Below are 14,993 nucleotides of genomic sequence, written 5' to 3' on the forward strand. Positions count from 1 at the left end.
CACATAAAAAAGCCCGCATTTCAGAGCGGGCTGATTTATTAAAAAGTCTAAAACTAAGATTTAGCGAGCCGTACAACATAAAGCAGGATAATAGCCCCCACCGTTGCCGTAACAAGAGAACCCAAGAAACTACCTGAATACAAGCCGAGCAGTTGAAATGTGAATCCGCCGACAAAAGAACCAACTACACCGATAACAATATTACCAATCAAACCAAAGCCGCCACCTTTTACTAGCTGACCAGCCAACCAACCCGCCAAGGCACCAATAAACAAAAAAGCTAAGATCTCCATAAAATGATCCTTATATTATGTAATTTACAGTTATTCAGACTAGCACCTATTTGTTTAAGTACCTAGAAAAGTCACTCAATCCCCTATACTACTAACCCATTTATTCTTTTTTCTGTTACTTTGTCATGAAAGCGCCAAGCTTTTTCAAAAAATGTTGGTAGCATGCATTTGATACAAAAAATGTTTTCAGTAAGCCTTTAAAACATGGTCAAGTTAATCTTCAATGAGGAAATCTAGATGGGTAAGGTACATTTTGTAGGCGGTGAAAAAGGCGGTGTCGGAAAATCTATGACCGCTCGTGTCTTGGCACAATTCTATATTGACAACGATCAGCCGTTTCTAGGGTTTGACTGTGATGCGTCGCACGGTACTTTTTCACGTTTCTATAGCGAGTTCGCTTCTCCCATTTTAATTGGCGAAGAAGACAGTTTAGATGGCATGTTAGCGGCCATTGAAGAATACCCAGATCGTGATTTAATTATTGACCTAGCAGCTCAAGCATCTCAGCCGTTGGGCAAATGGATTGAAGAAACCGATGTATTTGGTTTACTAGATGAAATGGGCTACCAAGTCTGTCTATGGCATGTCATGGACGATGGTGCTGATTCAGTGGCGCTACTAGATGATTTACTTGACCGCTACACTCAACCATCAGTTGATTTTGTAGTGGTACAAAATCTAGGTCGCGGTACTGATTTTTCTCGCTTTCAAAAATCTGACACTTTTAAGAAAGCCGTTAGCCGCGAAGCCTTAATCATTGAACTACCAAAATTACAAAGTAAGTTGACTCAAAAAATCGATTTTAATAACAGCAGTTTTTGGGCAGTGGCAAATGATAAAGGCATTATGAACATTGCTGAGCGCCAACGTATGAAAGTATGGCTACGTAATACATATGAGCAATTAGCTCAGCTTGGTTAATCCTATTATTCTTAGTCGCTTAAGCACTTAAGTAACCTAAAAAGTATAAAAAAGGCCAGCTACATAAGCTGGCCTCATTTTTTGGATCTTAGTTATTACTCTTGAACATCCATATACTTATTCGCCCATACACGGTTTTCTTCTAACGTCGAATAGCGCGTAGACAGTTCAGAAGCATCCAAGGTACCTTCCGCAATGCCACGTTGCTCGCGCAAGCAATCATACGTAGCTTTAATCGCAGCAAAATAAGCAGCATGACCATTTACAACAATGCGTACACCGTTAGCAGCAAGACGCTCACGGTCACGTAGTTCAGGATTATCGTAAGCCACAAGCATGATTGGAATAGAAATATGTTGGCTAATCTCTTCTAGATGAGCGAAATCACGAATACCAACCATGCAGATGCCATCCACACCAACGGCTTGATAAGCTTTAACTCGCGAGATGGTTTCTTCGGTACTCAACTGACCAGCATTAGTACGAGCAATAATACTCATAATGGGGTCAATACGCGCTTCTAAAGCCGCTTTCAATTTACCAACAGCTTCTTCTACTGGAATCAAATCTGTAGATTTATGCCCGTATTTTGCTGGCAACAAAGTATCTTCAATCGTTAATGCCGCAACACCAGCACGTTCAAGTTCAACAATCGTACGCATCACATTCAATGCATTACCATAGCCGTGATCCGCATCAGCAATAATTGGTAAACGTGCTACACGGCCAATACGTGTTGCTTGCTCCGTAAACTCACTTAAAGTAATCAAAGCAAAATCTGGCGCAGCTAAAACCTGCAAAGATGCAACAGAGCCACCTAAAATCCCTACTTCAAAGCCAAGATCTGCAGCAATACGAGCCGACATTGGATCAAATGTCGAAGCGGTGTAATAACATTTACCGCTTGCTAGTAATGCTCGAAAGTCATTACGCAAATCATGTTGGGAAGGTGTTGCCATAATATACTCCTAAAAGATGTCACTAAATTTCATATAGTGGAAATGCTCGGCATTATACGCCCCTTGTGCATTTGCTTCATCTGTAACAAACCGATTGGTTAGGTTTTGTAAGTAAATTACGACTAAAAAGACTAAGTTTTTGATGAAATGAAAGGGATTTACAAACTATGAAAAAATCATGAATGCCATTATGACTTACTGGAAGCTACACACAACATACTTAGCCACACTTACACATAGAAAGGGCTTGCTTAAAATAAGCAAACCCTTCTCTTTCTGGAAAAATCACATCTCTTTTGGGACATCACATATGAAGCTTTTTGCACTTTCTACATCACCCTTGCCGTCGTAGGTCGCTACACTTGGATAAGGACAAAGTGGTCGGGTACGAGTCGCGCTCCAAGAAGTTGGTATTTCTTCATTTACACCACCAGGATTCCCTTCGCCGCGGGCTGTAGCAATAACTTGCCTAGGTTTCTGCCCTTTTTCTACCCAAGCGACAAGAGGCGTTAACATATCAAACTGATCGGTTGATTTACCTCCACTACAATGCCCCATACCTGGCACAGGATAGAACTGAGCAAAATCGCTAGCATGGCCATTATTTTTGGCGTCTAGAGCCTTATACCAAGCTTCGGTATCGTCCACAGAAAATATTGCATCGGACACACCGTGATAGACCATTATTTTGCCGCCCTTATCACGCAAAGAAAACATATCTTCTGGCGAAGGTGGTGCCATAAATGACATGGCAGATTCTTTATACACACCAGAAACGGCATTTACTTTTTCCACCAGTTCATCAATATTGGCGTTCCAAACAAAGTCTGCACCACTAAAGTTTCGAATATTGTAGTCTGTGAGCGCTACAGGGGGCGTACTAAAAATCATCGCCACAGCACCAGAATCTCGTTCAATCGGTGATGTATACTCCCAACGGATATGGTCGGCATCATTAATACCCGCATCATATGGAAAAGATGAATAGATGCGCTTTCCATCATTGGCTGTTACACCTTGGTAAATACTATCTACTGCGTCTTTCTGTGGTTGAGTAAGACAAGAACCGTCTCTATCTGATTTACAGGTAGGAACATCTTTTTGAATACTAAAAGCAGTTTGGCAAGACTTAAAATCTTGAATCAAACCATCTTTCAGACCATCAAGGACATCACATTTCGCCAATATTGAGTTCGAAACCATTGTCCGTTCAGCAAGCGTAAAAGAGGTTTGCAGATCTTTTTTATCCGTATTAGGAACCGAAGCATAAGCATGAGCGCCAGCAATACTGGCCACAGCAGACAGTGGTAAACGATAACCAGGCGCACCGACCAAGATTCCATCGTAATCATCAGCATATCGCGTTGCTGCGATCATGGCATGACGACCACCATTTGAACAACCAGCAAAGTAGCTACGATCAGGGTTTCGACCATAAACTTGGTGAATCATGGTCTTTGCCATTGGAGTCAGCTTGGCAACAGCCTGATAACCATAATCAAGTCTCGCTTGCGGATCATAAGCAAAAGTAGGAATTGGCTTACCGTGACCAGCATCTGAACTAATAACAGCAAATCCCTGCATCAAAGCACTGGTTAATGGGCCACCGCCCACTTTACCCTCTGCAGTTCTAACTGAGCCATCTAACCCACCGTTTGCTTGATAAAGAAAACGTCCATTCCACTTTTTCGGTAATCGTAACTCAAATCCAATTGCGTAGGGCTTTCCATCTATTTCGCCAATACGTTCATGCATTTTCCCTTTTACCAAACAGTGTTCTTCTACTTCATTATCGCCTAATTTCACCCCCCCTTTGGCAATGGTTTCAACAGAATCAATCGACGTATTACTTGCGGTTAAAAGAGAAGATAACCCCTCACAACTAGATGCGAGCGCTGATGGCTTTGCTTCACTCAATTGCGGTAAAGCTGTCTGGGATACGGCAGCGTTAGCTAGGTTGCCATACACAAGACAACCTCCTATCGCCAAACTAAGTAAACTCGGTTTAGACAAGCCTTGATACATAAAAAACCTTCCATATTGTTTTTATATTAATTGTTTACAACCTAAACAGAATAGGAGACATAAACCGAAAAGAAGAATTATTTTTTTGCTCTAGCTATTCAAATGATGCACAAAATACGTTTAAAAAGTTGTAATTTTCCTACACAAACATAAGAAAATCCCATCTAAAAGGCGTTTTATGAAATAAACTTTCCTATTTTTTGATAAAAAGCAGCTTTTAGGGCTGTTTTTTGTACAGGTAAACAGTGACAGAGAGAAATTCTAGGGATAACATACTGCCTCAGCATCCCCCTTGCACCCTTTTATGACTCTCACTCTTTTGATAAATGTTAAGGTTCTCGAATGAACGCTTGGTATCTCATCTGTTTTCTATCGGCATTAGCGGTTTTTATCGCTTTTACCAACCAGTACATACTTAAAATGCAAACTACGATAGCCATTACTACAGGCTCTGTCGTAATTTCACTACTCCTGATACTTGCAGTAAAAATGCTTGGCGATGAAACCGCAGTATTTATCACTCAAGTTGTTTCCGGCATCGATTTTAATCAGCTGTTATTAAAAGGCATGTTAGGCTTTCTATTATTTGCTGGTGCATTAGAGATCGACCTCGCTGCCTTAAAAAGACAGCGTTGGGAAATCACTATATTAGTGCTGTTTTCGACGTTAGCGTCGACCTTCATTGTCGGTTACCTAAGTTACTACGTATTTGCCTTACTCAACTTTCCGATACCTTTTATCTACTGCCTGTTATTTGGCGCGTTGATCAGCCCTACTGACCCGATTGCAGTACTGGCTATCATCAAACAAATGAGCGCACCGCAGGGAATTTCGATCCAAGTAGAAGGAGAATCCTTGTTTAACGATGGTGTTGGTTTAGTTATTTTCACCACCATCTTTGCGGTCGCATTTTATGGTACTGAAGCCAACTTCCAAGACGTCGCTGAACTATTTTTAGTCGACGCGATTGGAGGTATTATATTTGGTCTTGTTATCGCCCTAGTTGGCCATTTTGTTATTATCAATTGTAAGGATATCAATACACGCCTGTTGGTTACTCTAACCATTCCTTCAGCGGGTTTTGCCTTGGCTAATATCTGGGAGATTTCCGGCGCGCTTGCAATGGTGACCAGTGGTATTCTTCTCGGCAATATCACGCGAGCAAAAGCGTCCAAAAAAAGCGGCCCAGATGGCACCCGTTATGTAAAAGATTTTTGGCATGCCACAGACAGCTTTTTAAATGCGCTACTTTTCCTAATCATAGGTATGTTGATCGTTACTATGCCTTTAACTTGGGAAATTATAGGAGTGGGTTTAGTCATGGTACCTGTTGTACTACTGGCACGTTTTATTAGTGTGGGCAGTCCTTATCTGATTTTTAAACGCTACCGTGAGTACGATAAACATTCCGTAAAAATCCTAACTTGGGGTGGTTTACGAGGTGGTTTAGCACTTGCTATGGCGGCGGCCATTCCAACGAATAAAATGATGATTGAGGGTTTAGACTTGCACGACATCATGGTCATTATTACCTATGTTGTAGTTATCTTCTCCATCATAGTGCAGGGTCTAACTATTTCACCTTTGATTCAAAAAAGTATTCAGGCAGCAAAAGACAAATCAAAATAACCACTTACCCCATTCAGCTATAACAGCTTTTATAGAACTAATATAGAAAGCTTCATTGTTAAAATATAAAACGCCAACCCAGTGTTGGCGTTTTTTTTAAGTCCAGTACGATTCATTCACTCCTTAAATGAACCTTGCTGTAGATCATAAAAACAAACGAGCAGGCATTATAAAATAGCATTATACCTATGATCTAAAACCTAGATGATAGATAGGATTGAATCAAATAAAGAACGGAGCACTTTAATGCTAAAAACACCGCAAGCAGAATGCCAGTCAGAAGACATTATGCTTCGTAATAACATCAAACTAAGAGGCAAAGGTGAAAAGACTATCATTTTGGCTCACGGTTTCGGCTGCAATCAAAATATGTGGCGTTTTATACTGCCTTTTCTTGAAGATACATATCAAGTTCTACTGTTCGATTATGTTGGTAGTGGCAATTCAGACTTTTCAGCATATGAAAAAAATCGCTATCAACAATTAGAGGGCTATGCGTTAGATATCATTGAAATATGTGATGCTCTAGAACTTAAAAACGTCATATTTGTCGGCCACTCGGTGAGTAGCACCATAGGCTGGATTGCCTCTAAGCAACGCCCTGAGCTTTTTTCTAAGATGGTAGCTGTTTGCCCTTCTCCTTGTTTTTTAAACCTAGACGAAGACTACCAAGGCGGTTTTGATAGACAAGATTTGGAAGGACTAGTCCAGTTAATGGAGAAAGACTATATTGGCTGGGGGAACTATTTAGCACCCATTGTTATGGGAAGCGACTTATCTCCTATTGGCCCTGGAATGTCAGAAAGCGATACATTAGTACATGAGTTACTTAGTAGTTTTTGCGCTACTGATGTAACTTATTCTAAGCCTTTCGCTGAAGCGACTTTTTTCTCCGATTATCGATCTTTATTGCCTGACATATCTCACCCATGCTTAATATTACAAAGCTCAAACGATACTTTGGTTGCTGTTAGCGTAGGCGAATATATCAAGGATAATTTACAAAATGCCAAACTAGAAATAATAGAAGGCAATGGACATTGCTTACATATGACTCATCCACTGCATGTTTTTAATTCAATGAAGGCTTTCTTACAAGAAAACGAATAGCAGGAACAGCTACTCTCGATGTACCGAAAAAATAGCGCCATTTTCGTGAAACTTAAGCAATTCCCGAATGTTAAATGGCGTCACTTCATCCACATAATAAAATGCTTCTTTTTTCACTCTAGCCAGTTACAACACCGAAGGTCATACTGATTGTTCACCTCGTGGAGGAAAACCAAGCTTTGTAAAAATCATTAATGAGCAATGTATCGTTATTCCTAAATCAAAGGGCAATAATCGAACGAACCTCTCTACCCTCTATGGGCGTCATGATTAATGATCAACTAGACAGTGACGAGAAGCCTGAAACTAACACGGATATACTTAAACGCTATACAAAAGACCTCTAGTTTCACTTAGATAATGTGTTTTGCCATTGAATACTTTAAAAATCTGTCTAAAATCGCCGCATACACAAATATACAATAGGATTTTTTATGACTTCATTCACTATTCTTGATGGTGGTATGGGCCGAGAACTTGAACGCCGCGGCGCACCATTCAAACAACCAGAATGGTCAGCCTTAGCTATGATGGAAGCACCAAACATTGTGAAAGAAGTGCATCAGTCTTATATCCAAAGCGGCTCACGTGTCATCACTACCAATAGTTATGCTTTAGTACCCTTTCATATAGGCGAAGAGGCCTTTAAAAAACAAGGCCGCGCACTGGCGGTACTTTCAGGCAAAGTCGCTCGTGAGGCCGCTGACGAAAGCGGCACAAACACAAAAGTAGCAGGTTCTCTTGCACCATTGTTTGGTTCTTATCGCGCAGATCTTTATCAAGCAGATCGCGTAGAAGAATTAGCAGTTCCGCTCATTGAATCGCTCAATCCTTATGTGGACCTTTGGTTATCAGAAACACAAAGTTTGATCGATGAAGTGACTCGTGTAAAAGCCCTTGTCGATAAAATTGATACCGATAAAAAACCTTTCTGGGTATCTTTTACTCTTGAAGATTTAGAGCCAACCACGGAACCTTTATTACGCTCAGGCGAAACCGTCGCTGAAGCCGTAAAAGCCATGCAAGCCATTGGTGTAAATGCAATTCTGTTTAATTGTAGCCAGCCCGAAATTATCGGTAAAGCCATTCAAGTCACCCAAACAACATTGTCTTCTTTAAATGCTAACGGCATTCAAATCGGTGCTTACGCCAATGCTTTTCCACCACAACCTAAAAATGCCACTGCAAATGATGGCCTTGATGAGATACGTACTGATCTAACGCCTCCTGCCTACCTAGCATGGGTTAAACAATGGGTAGAAGACGGAGCAACATTAATTGGCGGATGTTGCGGAATTGGGCCTGAACACATTACTGCTATGAACGAATTCAACAAGGCAAACTAATCAGCACTATTAATACTTAAATCAAAAAGGGACAGCGAATTTATTCACTGTCCCTTTTTGATTGTAATTTTTAATGACTTTTAGTTTTTAAACGACTGGGCAATCTCTTTAGCCATGGGGCCAATCACCTGATCAAACCAACTGGCAGAAAGTGTTTGCACCATGGTTGAATAGCCATCGGATTTTAATTTACGCTGAACTTCAAACGTATTAGAAGCAGACAGCTCCCCCGTTGCAGAAATAACCTGCCAGCGCCCAGAAATATGTATCATCCCCTCTAAATCCGCGTAAAAATCATCCACCTCAATATTCAATAAAGCAATCGCATAAGAAGGTAATCGCTGACCACCAAACCAAGTAATATTAGGCAAAGCCTTCTCTAATCGCTGTTGCGTTAGACGAGTTAATTGAGGCGACAAAGACTCAGCCCACAAATTGCTCTGGGAGCGATGAACATCTCCCTGTTTTGTTACCAATACAATTTCATTACCAGCCAAGTAATTGGCTACTACGATTGGCATCAGCTGCACAGATATTTTTTTCGTCACTTGGACTTGGGTATTATGCAATCCTGTATCCATTAACAGATATTCTTTGCTAGGTGGTGTCGGTGTAGCACAGCCAATCATCATCCAACTAATCAACACTAGCAGAAATGTCCGCCCATAAATCATCATGTTTATTTTATTCCCTTCAACTACTTCGCCGCTTTCGGCTCAACATCTGCCCGTGGTTTACTATCAAAGATCAAAGTGTTTGGATTCTCTCTCAACTGTCGAAGCAATGGCTGCAATTCATTTAATGCTCGCCCTAACGACACCATATTTTCTTTCAATGGGCGACCTATTTGACCATTTGCCTGATAAGTTTCCAATGTTAAATTCAACTCATTAATCGTTGCTGCAAGGTCTGCAGGCAGCTGTTGAGTCTCTGATTTATCAATCAGCTGTTTGACACTTTTACTCAGTTCTTGCAACTGGCGTAACGTTTCATTGGCTTCATTCATCGTTTGACCAAGCTGTTCAAACGTCTTATTAAGAGGTACTTGAGACACATTATCTAAAATGGTACCCACTTTTGTTTCAATATTAGCGAACGCATCCGGTGCCGTCGGAAAAATCTGATAGCCAGCAAATTCCTTTATTGTCACTGGCGGTGGGTTTTTCATAAAATCAATATTAATAACTTTTGCGCCATTCAAGTAGTTACCAATTTTTAAAGAAGCCCTAACCCCTTTATTAATACGGTCTTCGATTAATTCATTCCATTTCTGCAATGACATCGCACCAGAAGTATCTAAAGAATTCAAACGCTGGGGCTCGATGCGTGCACGAACAGGAATTAAAGGTGTATCAAGGGAAGTCAACGAATCCATTGGGATGCCGTTAAATGGCACATCAAGCACAGTACCAATTCGTACACCGCGAAACTCAACCGCGGCACCAGGCGTTAAACCACTAATATTGCTCTCAAACAAAAAGACATAGTTAATAAATTCACTGAACATATTATTAGCAGCACTTTCTTTAGAAGAGAACAGGCGAAATGGAGCCATATCTTTAACGGGTTGTCCTGCGGTTCTACCAGGAGGTAACCCAAAGGAAATACCACCCGCAAAAAATGTCTCTAATGAATCGAGTCGAACTTCAAAACCACTTGCAGAGCTCTTAAATGATAACCCAGGCGTCATCCAAAACTGAACATCACTATTTACCAAAGCATCATAAGGTGAGCGAATTACAACACGATAAGTAATGGCACCTTTTTCTGTGTCAAAGCCGACTTTTTCAACATAACCGACTTCGTAACCACGAAAATGCACCAAAGCACCAACGTCCAGTTTCGACCCTTCAGTACTAGATAAAACAAGACGTACACCTTCATTTTCAGTCGAAAGCGGCGGCTGACTTAAAAGAGTAAAATCCGTTTGTAATCGCCCTTTCACACCAGGAGTCATATCAATATAAGCCCCAGATAGAAGAGTACCAAGTCCACTCACTCCTTCTTTACCAATTCGCGGTTTGACCACCCAAAATCTTGCATCATCGCGCAACATTTGCTCTGTACCGTGGTTCATGCGAACTTTAATAATAGCATTCTCATAATCTTCACTCAGGCGGATGTCGATCACCCTACCCACATCTACGTTACGAGATTTAAGTTTTGTCTTACCTATTTCTAATCCATCAGCATTGGCTGCTAACAAAGTAATAACAGGCCCTTGACTGGACCAATTTTGATAGAGCATCCAACCTGCAACCAAAAGCGCAATTAAAGGCACAAGCCAAATAGAGTTAAATCGGACTTGACGCATATTTTCTACTTGCTTGTTCGGATCACTCACTCTTCACTCCTTGCTAAAGAGGAGGCACTAGGTGCATCGTCTTTATCCCATAGTAATCTTGGATCAAATGTCATTGCCGCTAACATAGTTAAAACAATAACAGCCGTAAAGGACAACACCGCAGGACCCGGTAAAATTGACATGAAATTCCCCATCTGAACTAAACTGGTCAATATAGCTACCACAAAAACATCAATCATTGACCAACGCCCCACCAGCTCAGTAATACGATACAGTTTCATTTTTTGCTCGGTCTGCCTATGGCTTGGAAAATAACTTTGCCAACATAACCAACTCAGCGCCAACACTTTAGCAAGAGGAATCACCACACTCGCGAACAAGATAATCAAGGCAACAGGATAGGACTCTAGTGACCAAAGCAACAATACGCCTCCCATAATGGTCGAGGGTTCGGTGCTACCCAAAAACGTGGTCTGCATAATAGGAAATACATTCGCAGGTATGTACATAACTAAAGAAGCAATTAACAAGGCAACAGTTGTCATGATACTTTTCGGACGCCTACTACTAATAGAATGGCCACAGCGGTCACAATGCTTCGCATTACCTAACTGAGTTGCACCGCAAAAATGGCAACCAATTAACCCTTGCTGCTTAGCCGTCGCATTAATCATAAGGTGATCAGCCGCCTTACCAGCGACCTGATTCCAAAACCAACGCTTATCTACTAAAGTGACCGTTTTTAACAAGAAAATGACGTAACCACAAAACGCCCAGAAAGACAGTTCCAATGAAATATCAGCCAAGCTGCTCATCTTGACTAATGCCACTAGAATACCAACTAAAAAAACATCGACCATCAACCAAGGCTGAATAACCACAAGCCAACGAATACAATAGCGCCGAGCAAAATCCAGCACCTCTTTATGTTGAGAAGACCAAACTAGAAATAAAACCGAAAATAAGTAAACAAGAGGAAATACAAACAGCGCTAAGCTAATGATAGCCCCTAGCACAAGATAGCCATGACTAAGCAAAACACTCAAGGTATCGAACAAAGTCACACTGCGTTCAATACCGTTGGTAGAAAAACCAAGAAAAGGAAAGCTCATAGCTAACGCCAGCATCAACAAAGCAGACAAACCAGCCCCCATAATTCGTGCTGCAACATGTTTATGAATACTCACTAAAACATGGCCACAATGTTGACATCTAAAACGTTCACCACTCTGCAGCGGCGGTATACTGTTAACGAAATCGCACTCTTCACAAGTCGTTATATTTTCGTGAAACACGTAATGACTCATACCAAAACCACGACTCAATAAAGCCCCCTAACAAAACATCTAAGAACCTATCTAACACGAGAACACAGACAAGAATCAAGCTATCTAAGATATAACATTCTAAATCAATTTATTCATTGATAACCTACCTAGTTAACCATCCACGCTAACAAGGTACTATAAAAAGTAAAAGACACTCTCATTAAACCTTCGGTAGCCGAGACAAAATCGCTGGCACAATTAATTTGTGGACAGGTCCAACAAATAGCATGTAAGCCTTACCTAAGCGGTTATTCACATGCACAACCGTTGTGATAGAAACTTTTTGAACGTCATTTTCCGACTCTAGATACACAGACAACCTAACATTAAGATGTTTATCCTTGTCCTCCAGAATAACTTCGTTTGCTTCATTCATAAAAACAGAGAAAATGCCGACTCGGTCTCCTTCTAGATAATCATCAGCTTGTTTTGAAGAAATAAAATTTCCCAATGCCCCAAGGTTCTTCAAGCCCAGACAGCTAACAATTCTGTTACGTAGAGACATGAGGAAATTAAACCACTCTGGGGCTTCTTTCGCCATCGACAACCAAATTTCCATGGCAGTCTGATTTTTATTTACGACATAACCAACAAAGCAATCCATAAAATACGCATTGTCAATCATCAACGAAATAGCGGCTTTTTGAGGGGGATTATTCATATTTTTATTCCTTTAAATCCTTTTCCTTTAACCTATTTACTTTTGTTTCCATTGTTTAAAGAAAGACGTCATATCTAATCTTACGAACACAAAAAAACAAAAATCAATCATCGCTAACGATTCAATATCTGCTTAGTTTCAAATGACAACGGGGTTGACTTCCAGCCGTCAATATTTGTATCCACATCGGCACCAACACTCACATCTACAGCTATAGGATCAGAACTTGTCAAAAGGCGATACAAACTAGAACCCATATCACTCATAGCGATAGAAAGTGGTATCGAAAGGTGCTGAGTCTTACCTTCCAATAAGTCGATGTTTTGAATCCTACCTTCACCTAGTGATTTACCCTCCGTCTTTAACTGATAGCGAACGTTACTCAAGTTCACATCAAAGCGGTTAGGATTAACAATCTCCAAGTCGACACTAAGCTTAACGCCACTTAAACCAATTGAATCTATATTTAAGTTTTTAAACGTAATGTCCGGTTGCTTAGGAATAGGGAGAACACCTGCAAAATCAACTGGCATATCAAAGTCACCTAATACAGGTAAATTAATCACCACTTTGCCTTCAACCGCGTAATCCAATTCTGTTTTGTTTGCCAACCCACCTACGCTCTTAATCACTTGATCAAACGTCAATGTTACAGGCAACCGTACACTATTACTGCCTTTTGCAGGCAAAGATAAACTGCTATCTGGCTGATTAAGCGTCGCTATATTGTGTTTATTGACTAACAGATCCAAATCAAAACCTGCTGTCTTAAGTGCAAAAGAATTAGGGTTAGTAACTTTTACATCAACCAACAAAGTCACGGCCTCGGTTGATAATCCCTCAATCGAAGCACCCGTTACCGATGCCGTTGGCTTATGGACATCCATCGTCTTCTGTAGAGCGCTACAGCCAGACAAAAGCATAATGAGTGCCATTCCTATAAAACGATAAAACATACTACCCTACCTTCTTTTAATCACTGGAAGATAGCCTTGTATGCGTTCAGGCAATCGTTGCACAAATACAAACCGAACCGCATGCCAATAAATAGATAGCAACAGCAAAGATGCCCCCATCACAATACCAGTAATCGCAAAGCTATAACCAACACCGCCGTAATTTTCAATCAGACTCGTCAAAGCGTAAATCACATACATCAATGACGACACCATGAACGCGCGACGATCAATAGAGATAGACACCATCGTCATCAATAAATACAGAAGAACAATCAATAACATATTACCCAAGCTTTCATTACCATCCAGCACCCCAAGGCTTGAAAAAATAGGATGGATAATCAAAGGCGCTGACAACAAATGCAACCAAAAAGCCACATCAGATTTGCGTGTTGTTCGGCTCGTGTCGCCCGCATCCCAATACATAGCAAAGGCAAATGCCACACACCCGCACATAAATAAGGTCACCATAAGAAGCCCTGTACTATCAGGAAAAATACTCAGTACAGTAGAACCTAATAACGCCAACCCAGTTCCTGTTCCAACAGCGACGGTAATGGGTACACTGAAGCGACGCCAATGAAAATAGGCAGCCAGTGTTGAAAACGCTGTTGCAAAAATCACCGCATAACTAGACTCTGCACCAAATAGAGAACTAGCTAAACCAAAAACGCCACCAACAAACGTCAGCAGTAACACGATAGCTGGCAAGGCCAATTTTCGACGCTTTACAAATACCTCTGCTAGCCCCCAAGATAAGGCAGAAAACACCAAATAGCCTAAGCTTTCATTAATCGACATCAACACCCAAAGCGATGAAAACAACAGCAAAGCACAAGCAATCACAATAAAAATATCGTTAAAACCACCTACTAAACGAAAGTTCTCTTCATCTACTGCCGAGGAGCCATTTGAGGACGATACAAGCTGGCGAAACTCCTCTACCGAGGTAGCAGAAAAGACACCATTCTTGACCGCTAAATTTAAATCTTCGTCTGTGTACATAACCATCCTTAACAATACAATTTGTGTTACACGCTAAACTTACTGCGAAAAGCAAAATAAACCGCGCCAACTAAACATAACCCAGCCCAAAGATAATCCAGTTTTAAAGGCTCTTTTAGGTAATAAACCGAAAATGGTACAAAGACCATCAAGGTTATCACCTCTTGCATAATTTTTAACTGTCCAACATTCAGTGCAGTGTAGCCAATACGATTAGCGGGCACCTGCAACAAATACTCGAACAAAGCGATGCCCCAACTGATCAACGCGGCAATAATCCAAGGCTTATTATTCAGCTCTTTCAAATGAGCATACCAAGCAAAGGTCATAAAAATGTTGCTACAAATTAGCAGGGAAACACTTAACGCAATAGGATTCATATATTGCTCTCAACAACACATATTAAAGTAAAAAAACCAACACCAAGCAGTCACTTTGCCCACATAACAGCC

At 40.9% G+C, this 14,993-nt stretch carries 14 protein-coding genes; 4 read left to right on the forward strand and 10 right to left on the reverse strand.

Going from position 1 to position 14,993, the window contains the following annotated elements:
• Positions 1-53: 53 nt before the first annotated feature.
• Positions 54-293, reverse strand: a complete 240-nt coding sequence (locus B6N13_RS04310; RefSeq protein WP_012070611.1) for a GlsB/YeaQ/YmgE family stress response membrane protein — start codon at positions 291-293, stop codon at positions 54-56.
• A gap of 237 nt (positions 294-530) precedes the next feature.
• On the opposite strand from B6N13_RS04310, the gene B6N13_RS04315 reads away from it, so the two are divergent.
• Positions 531-1,214: a mobilization protein gene (locus B6N13_RS04315; protein WP_012070612.1), complete on the forward strand. Its 684-nt coding sequence runs from the start codon at positions 531-533 to the stop codon at positions 1,212-1,214.
• A 95-nt stretch (positions 1,215-1,309) separates the two neighbouring features.
• On the opposite strand, the gene B6N13_RS04320 is transcribed toward B6N13_RS04315, so the two are convergent.
• Positions 1,310-2,173 carry an oxaloacetate decarboxylase gene (locus tag B6N13_RS04320; protein ID WP_012070613.1) on the reverse strand — a complete coding sequence of 288 codons (864 nt, stop codon included), beginning with the start codon at positions 2,171-2,173 and terminating at the stop codon, positions 1,310-1,312.
• A gap of 285 nt (positions 2,174-2,458) precedes the next feature.
• Entirely contained in the window at positions 2,459-4,198 is a 1,740-nt protein-coding gene (locus B6N13_RS04325) for a tannase/feruloyl esterase family alpha/beta hydrolase (protein ID WP_169458600.1), read from the reverse strand.
• A gap of 342 nt (positions 4,199-4,540) precedes the next feature.
• Between B6N13_RS04325 and B6N13_RS04330 the strand changes: the two genes are divergently transcribed.
• From B6N13_RS04330 to B6N13_RS04340, 3 genes are all read left to right on the forward strand, one after another.
• Positions 4,541-5,827, forward strand: coding sequence for a sodium:proton antiporter (locus tag B6N13_RS04330; protein WP_169458601.1), 1,287 nt, complete (start codon positions 4,541-4,543; stop codon positions 5,825-5,827).
• A gap of 246 nt (positions 5,828-6,073) precedes the next feature.
• Complete coding sequence (locus tag B6N13_RS04335; RefSeq protein WP_012070616.1) at positions 6,074-6,937, forward strand: alpha/beta hydrolase; 864 nt, start codon at positions 6,074-6,076, stop codon at positions 6,935-6,937.
• 434 nt (positions 6,938-7,371) lie between these two features.
• Positions 7,372-8,283, forward strand: a complete 912-nt coding sequence (locus B6N13_RS04340) for a homocysteine S-methyltransferase family protein (protein ID WP_211172767.1) — start codon at positions 7,372-7,374, stop codon at positions 8,281-8,283.
• Positions 8,284-8,363: 80 nt separating this feature from the next.
• Here B6N13_RS04340 and B6N13_RS04345 read toward each other — a convergent pair whose 3' ends face one another.
• The 7 genes from B6N13_RS04345 to B6N13_RS04375 all read right to left on the reverse strand — a co-directional run bounded on the left by B6N13_RS04345 (position 8,364) and on the right by B6N13_RS04375 (position 14,921).
• Entirely contained in the window at positions 8,364-8,960 is a 597-nt protein-coding gene (locus B6N13_RS04345) for an ABC-type transport auxiliary lipoprotein family protein (RefSeq protein WP_012070618.1), read from the reverse strand.
• Between the two features lie 20 nt (positions 8,961-8,980).
• Positions 8,981-10,627: an intermembrane transport protein PqiB gene (pqiB, locus tag B6N13_RS04350; protein ID WP_169458602.1), complete on the reverse strand. Its 1,647-nt coding sequence runs from the start codon at positions 10,625-10,627 to the stop codon at positions 8,981-8,983.
• A complete protein-coding gene (locus B6N13_RS04355) occupies positions 10,624-11,895 on the reverse strand; it encodes a paraquat-inducible protein A (RefSeq protein WP_169458733.1) in 1,272 nt (423 codons plus the stop codon). Before B6N13_RS04355 ends, pqiB begins: the two co-directional genes overlap by 4 nt.
• A gap of 181 nt (positions 11,896-12,076) precedes the next feature.
• The gene (locus B6N13_RS04360; protein ID WP_012070621.1) at positions 12,077-12,577 is read right to left on the reverse strand and encodes a DUF2867 domain-containing protein; all 501 of its coding nucleotides are present in this window, start codon (positions 12,575-12,577) and stop codon (positions 12,077-12,079) included.
• Positions 12,578-12,690: 113 nt separating this feature from the next.
• Complete coding sequence (locus B6N13_RS04365) at positions 12,691-13,533, reverse strand: LEA type 2 family protein (protein ID WP_169458603.1); 843 nt, start codon at positions 13,531-13,533, stop codon at positions 12,691-12,693.
• A 6-nt stretch (positions 13,534-13,539) separates the two neighbouring features.
• Complete coding sequence (locus B6N13_RS04370; RefSeq protein ID WP_012070623.1) at positions 13,540-14,541, reverse strand: hypothetical protein; 1,002 nt, start codon at positions 14,539-14,541, stop codon at positions 13,540-13,542.
• Between the two features lie 26 nt (positions 14,542-14,567).
• A complete protein-coding gene (locus B6N13_RS04375) occupies positions 14,568-14,921 on the reverse strand; it encodes a DMT family protein (RefSeq protein ID WP_012070624.1) in 354 nt (117 codons plus the stop codon).
• Between the last annotated feature and the right edge of the window lie 72 nt (positions 14,922-14,993).

Source organism: Marinomonas sp. UCMA 3892 (assembly GCF_012726345.1).
Taxonomy (GTDB): domain Bacteria; phylum Pseudomonadota; class Gammaproteobacteria; order Pseudomonadales; family Marinomonadaceae; genus Marinomonas.

Excerpts from the sequence above, each read along its gene's own strand:
- B6N13_RS04365 (WP_169458603.1), bottom strand. The coding sequence starts at position 13,533 with ATGTTTTATCGTTTTATAGGAATGGCACTCATTATGCTTTTGTCTGGC.
- B6N13_RS04325 (WP_169458600.1), bottom strand. The coding sequence starts at position 4,198 with ATGTATCAAGGCTTGTCTAAACCGAGTTTACTTAGTTTGGCGATAGGA.
- B6N13_RS04375 (WP_012070624.1), bottom strand. The coding sequence starts at position 14,921 with ATGAATCCTATTGCGTTAAGTGTTTCCCTGCTAATTTGTAGCAACATT.
- B6N13_RS04340 (WP_211172767.1), top strand. The coding sequence starts at position 7,372 with ATGACTTCATTCACTATTCTTGATGGTGGTATGGGCCGAGAACTTGAA.
- B6N13_RS04360 (WP_012070621.1), bottom strand. The coding sequence starts at position 12,577 with ATGAATAATCCCCCTCAAAAAGCCGCTATTTCGTTGATGATTGACAAT.
- B6N13_RS04370 (WP_012070623.1), bottom strand. The coding sequence starts at position 14,541 with ATGTACACAGACGAAGATTTAAATTTAGCGGTCAAGAATGGTGTCTTT.
- B6N13_RS04330 (WP_169458601.1), top strand. The coding sequence starts at position 4,541 with ATGAACGCTTGGTATCTCATCTGTTTTCTATCGGCATTAGCGGTTTTT.
- B6N13_RS04310 (WP_012070611.1), bottom strand. The coding sequence starts at position 293 with ATGGAGATCTTAGCTTTTTTGTTTATTGGTGCCTTGGCGGGTTGGTTG.
- B6N13_RS04355 (WP_169458733.1), bottom strand. The coding sequence starts at position 11,895 with ATGAGTCATTACGTGTTTCACGAAAATATAACGACTTGTGAAGAGTGC.
- B6N13_RS04345 (WP_012070618.1), bottom strand. The coding sequence starts at position 8,960 with ATGATGATTTATGGGCGGACATTTCTGCTAGTGTTGATTAGTTGGATG.
- B6N13_RS04315 (WP_012070612.1), top strand. The coding sequence starts at position 531 with ATGGGTAAGGTACATTTTGTAGGCGGTGAAAAAGGCGGTGTCGGAAAA.
- B6N13_RS04335 (WP_012070616.1), top strand. The coding sequence starts at position 6,074 with ATGCTAAAAACACCGCAAGCAGAATGCCAGTCAGAAGACATTATGCTT.
- B6N13_RS04320 (WP_012070613.1), bottom strand. The coding sequence starts at position 2,173 with ATGGCAACACCTTCCCAACATGATTTGCGTAATGACTTTCGAGCATTA.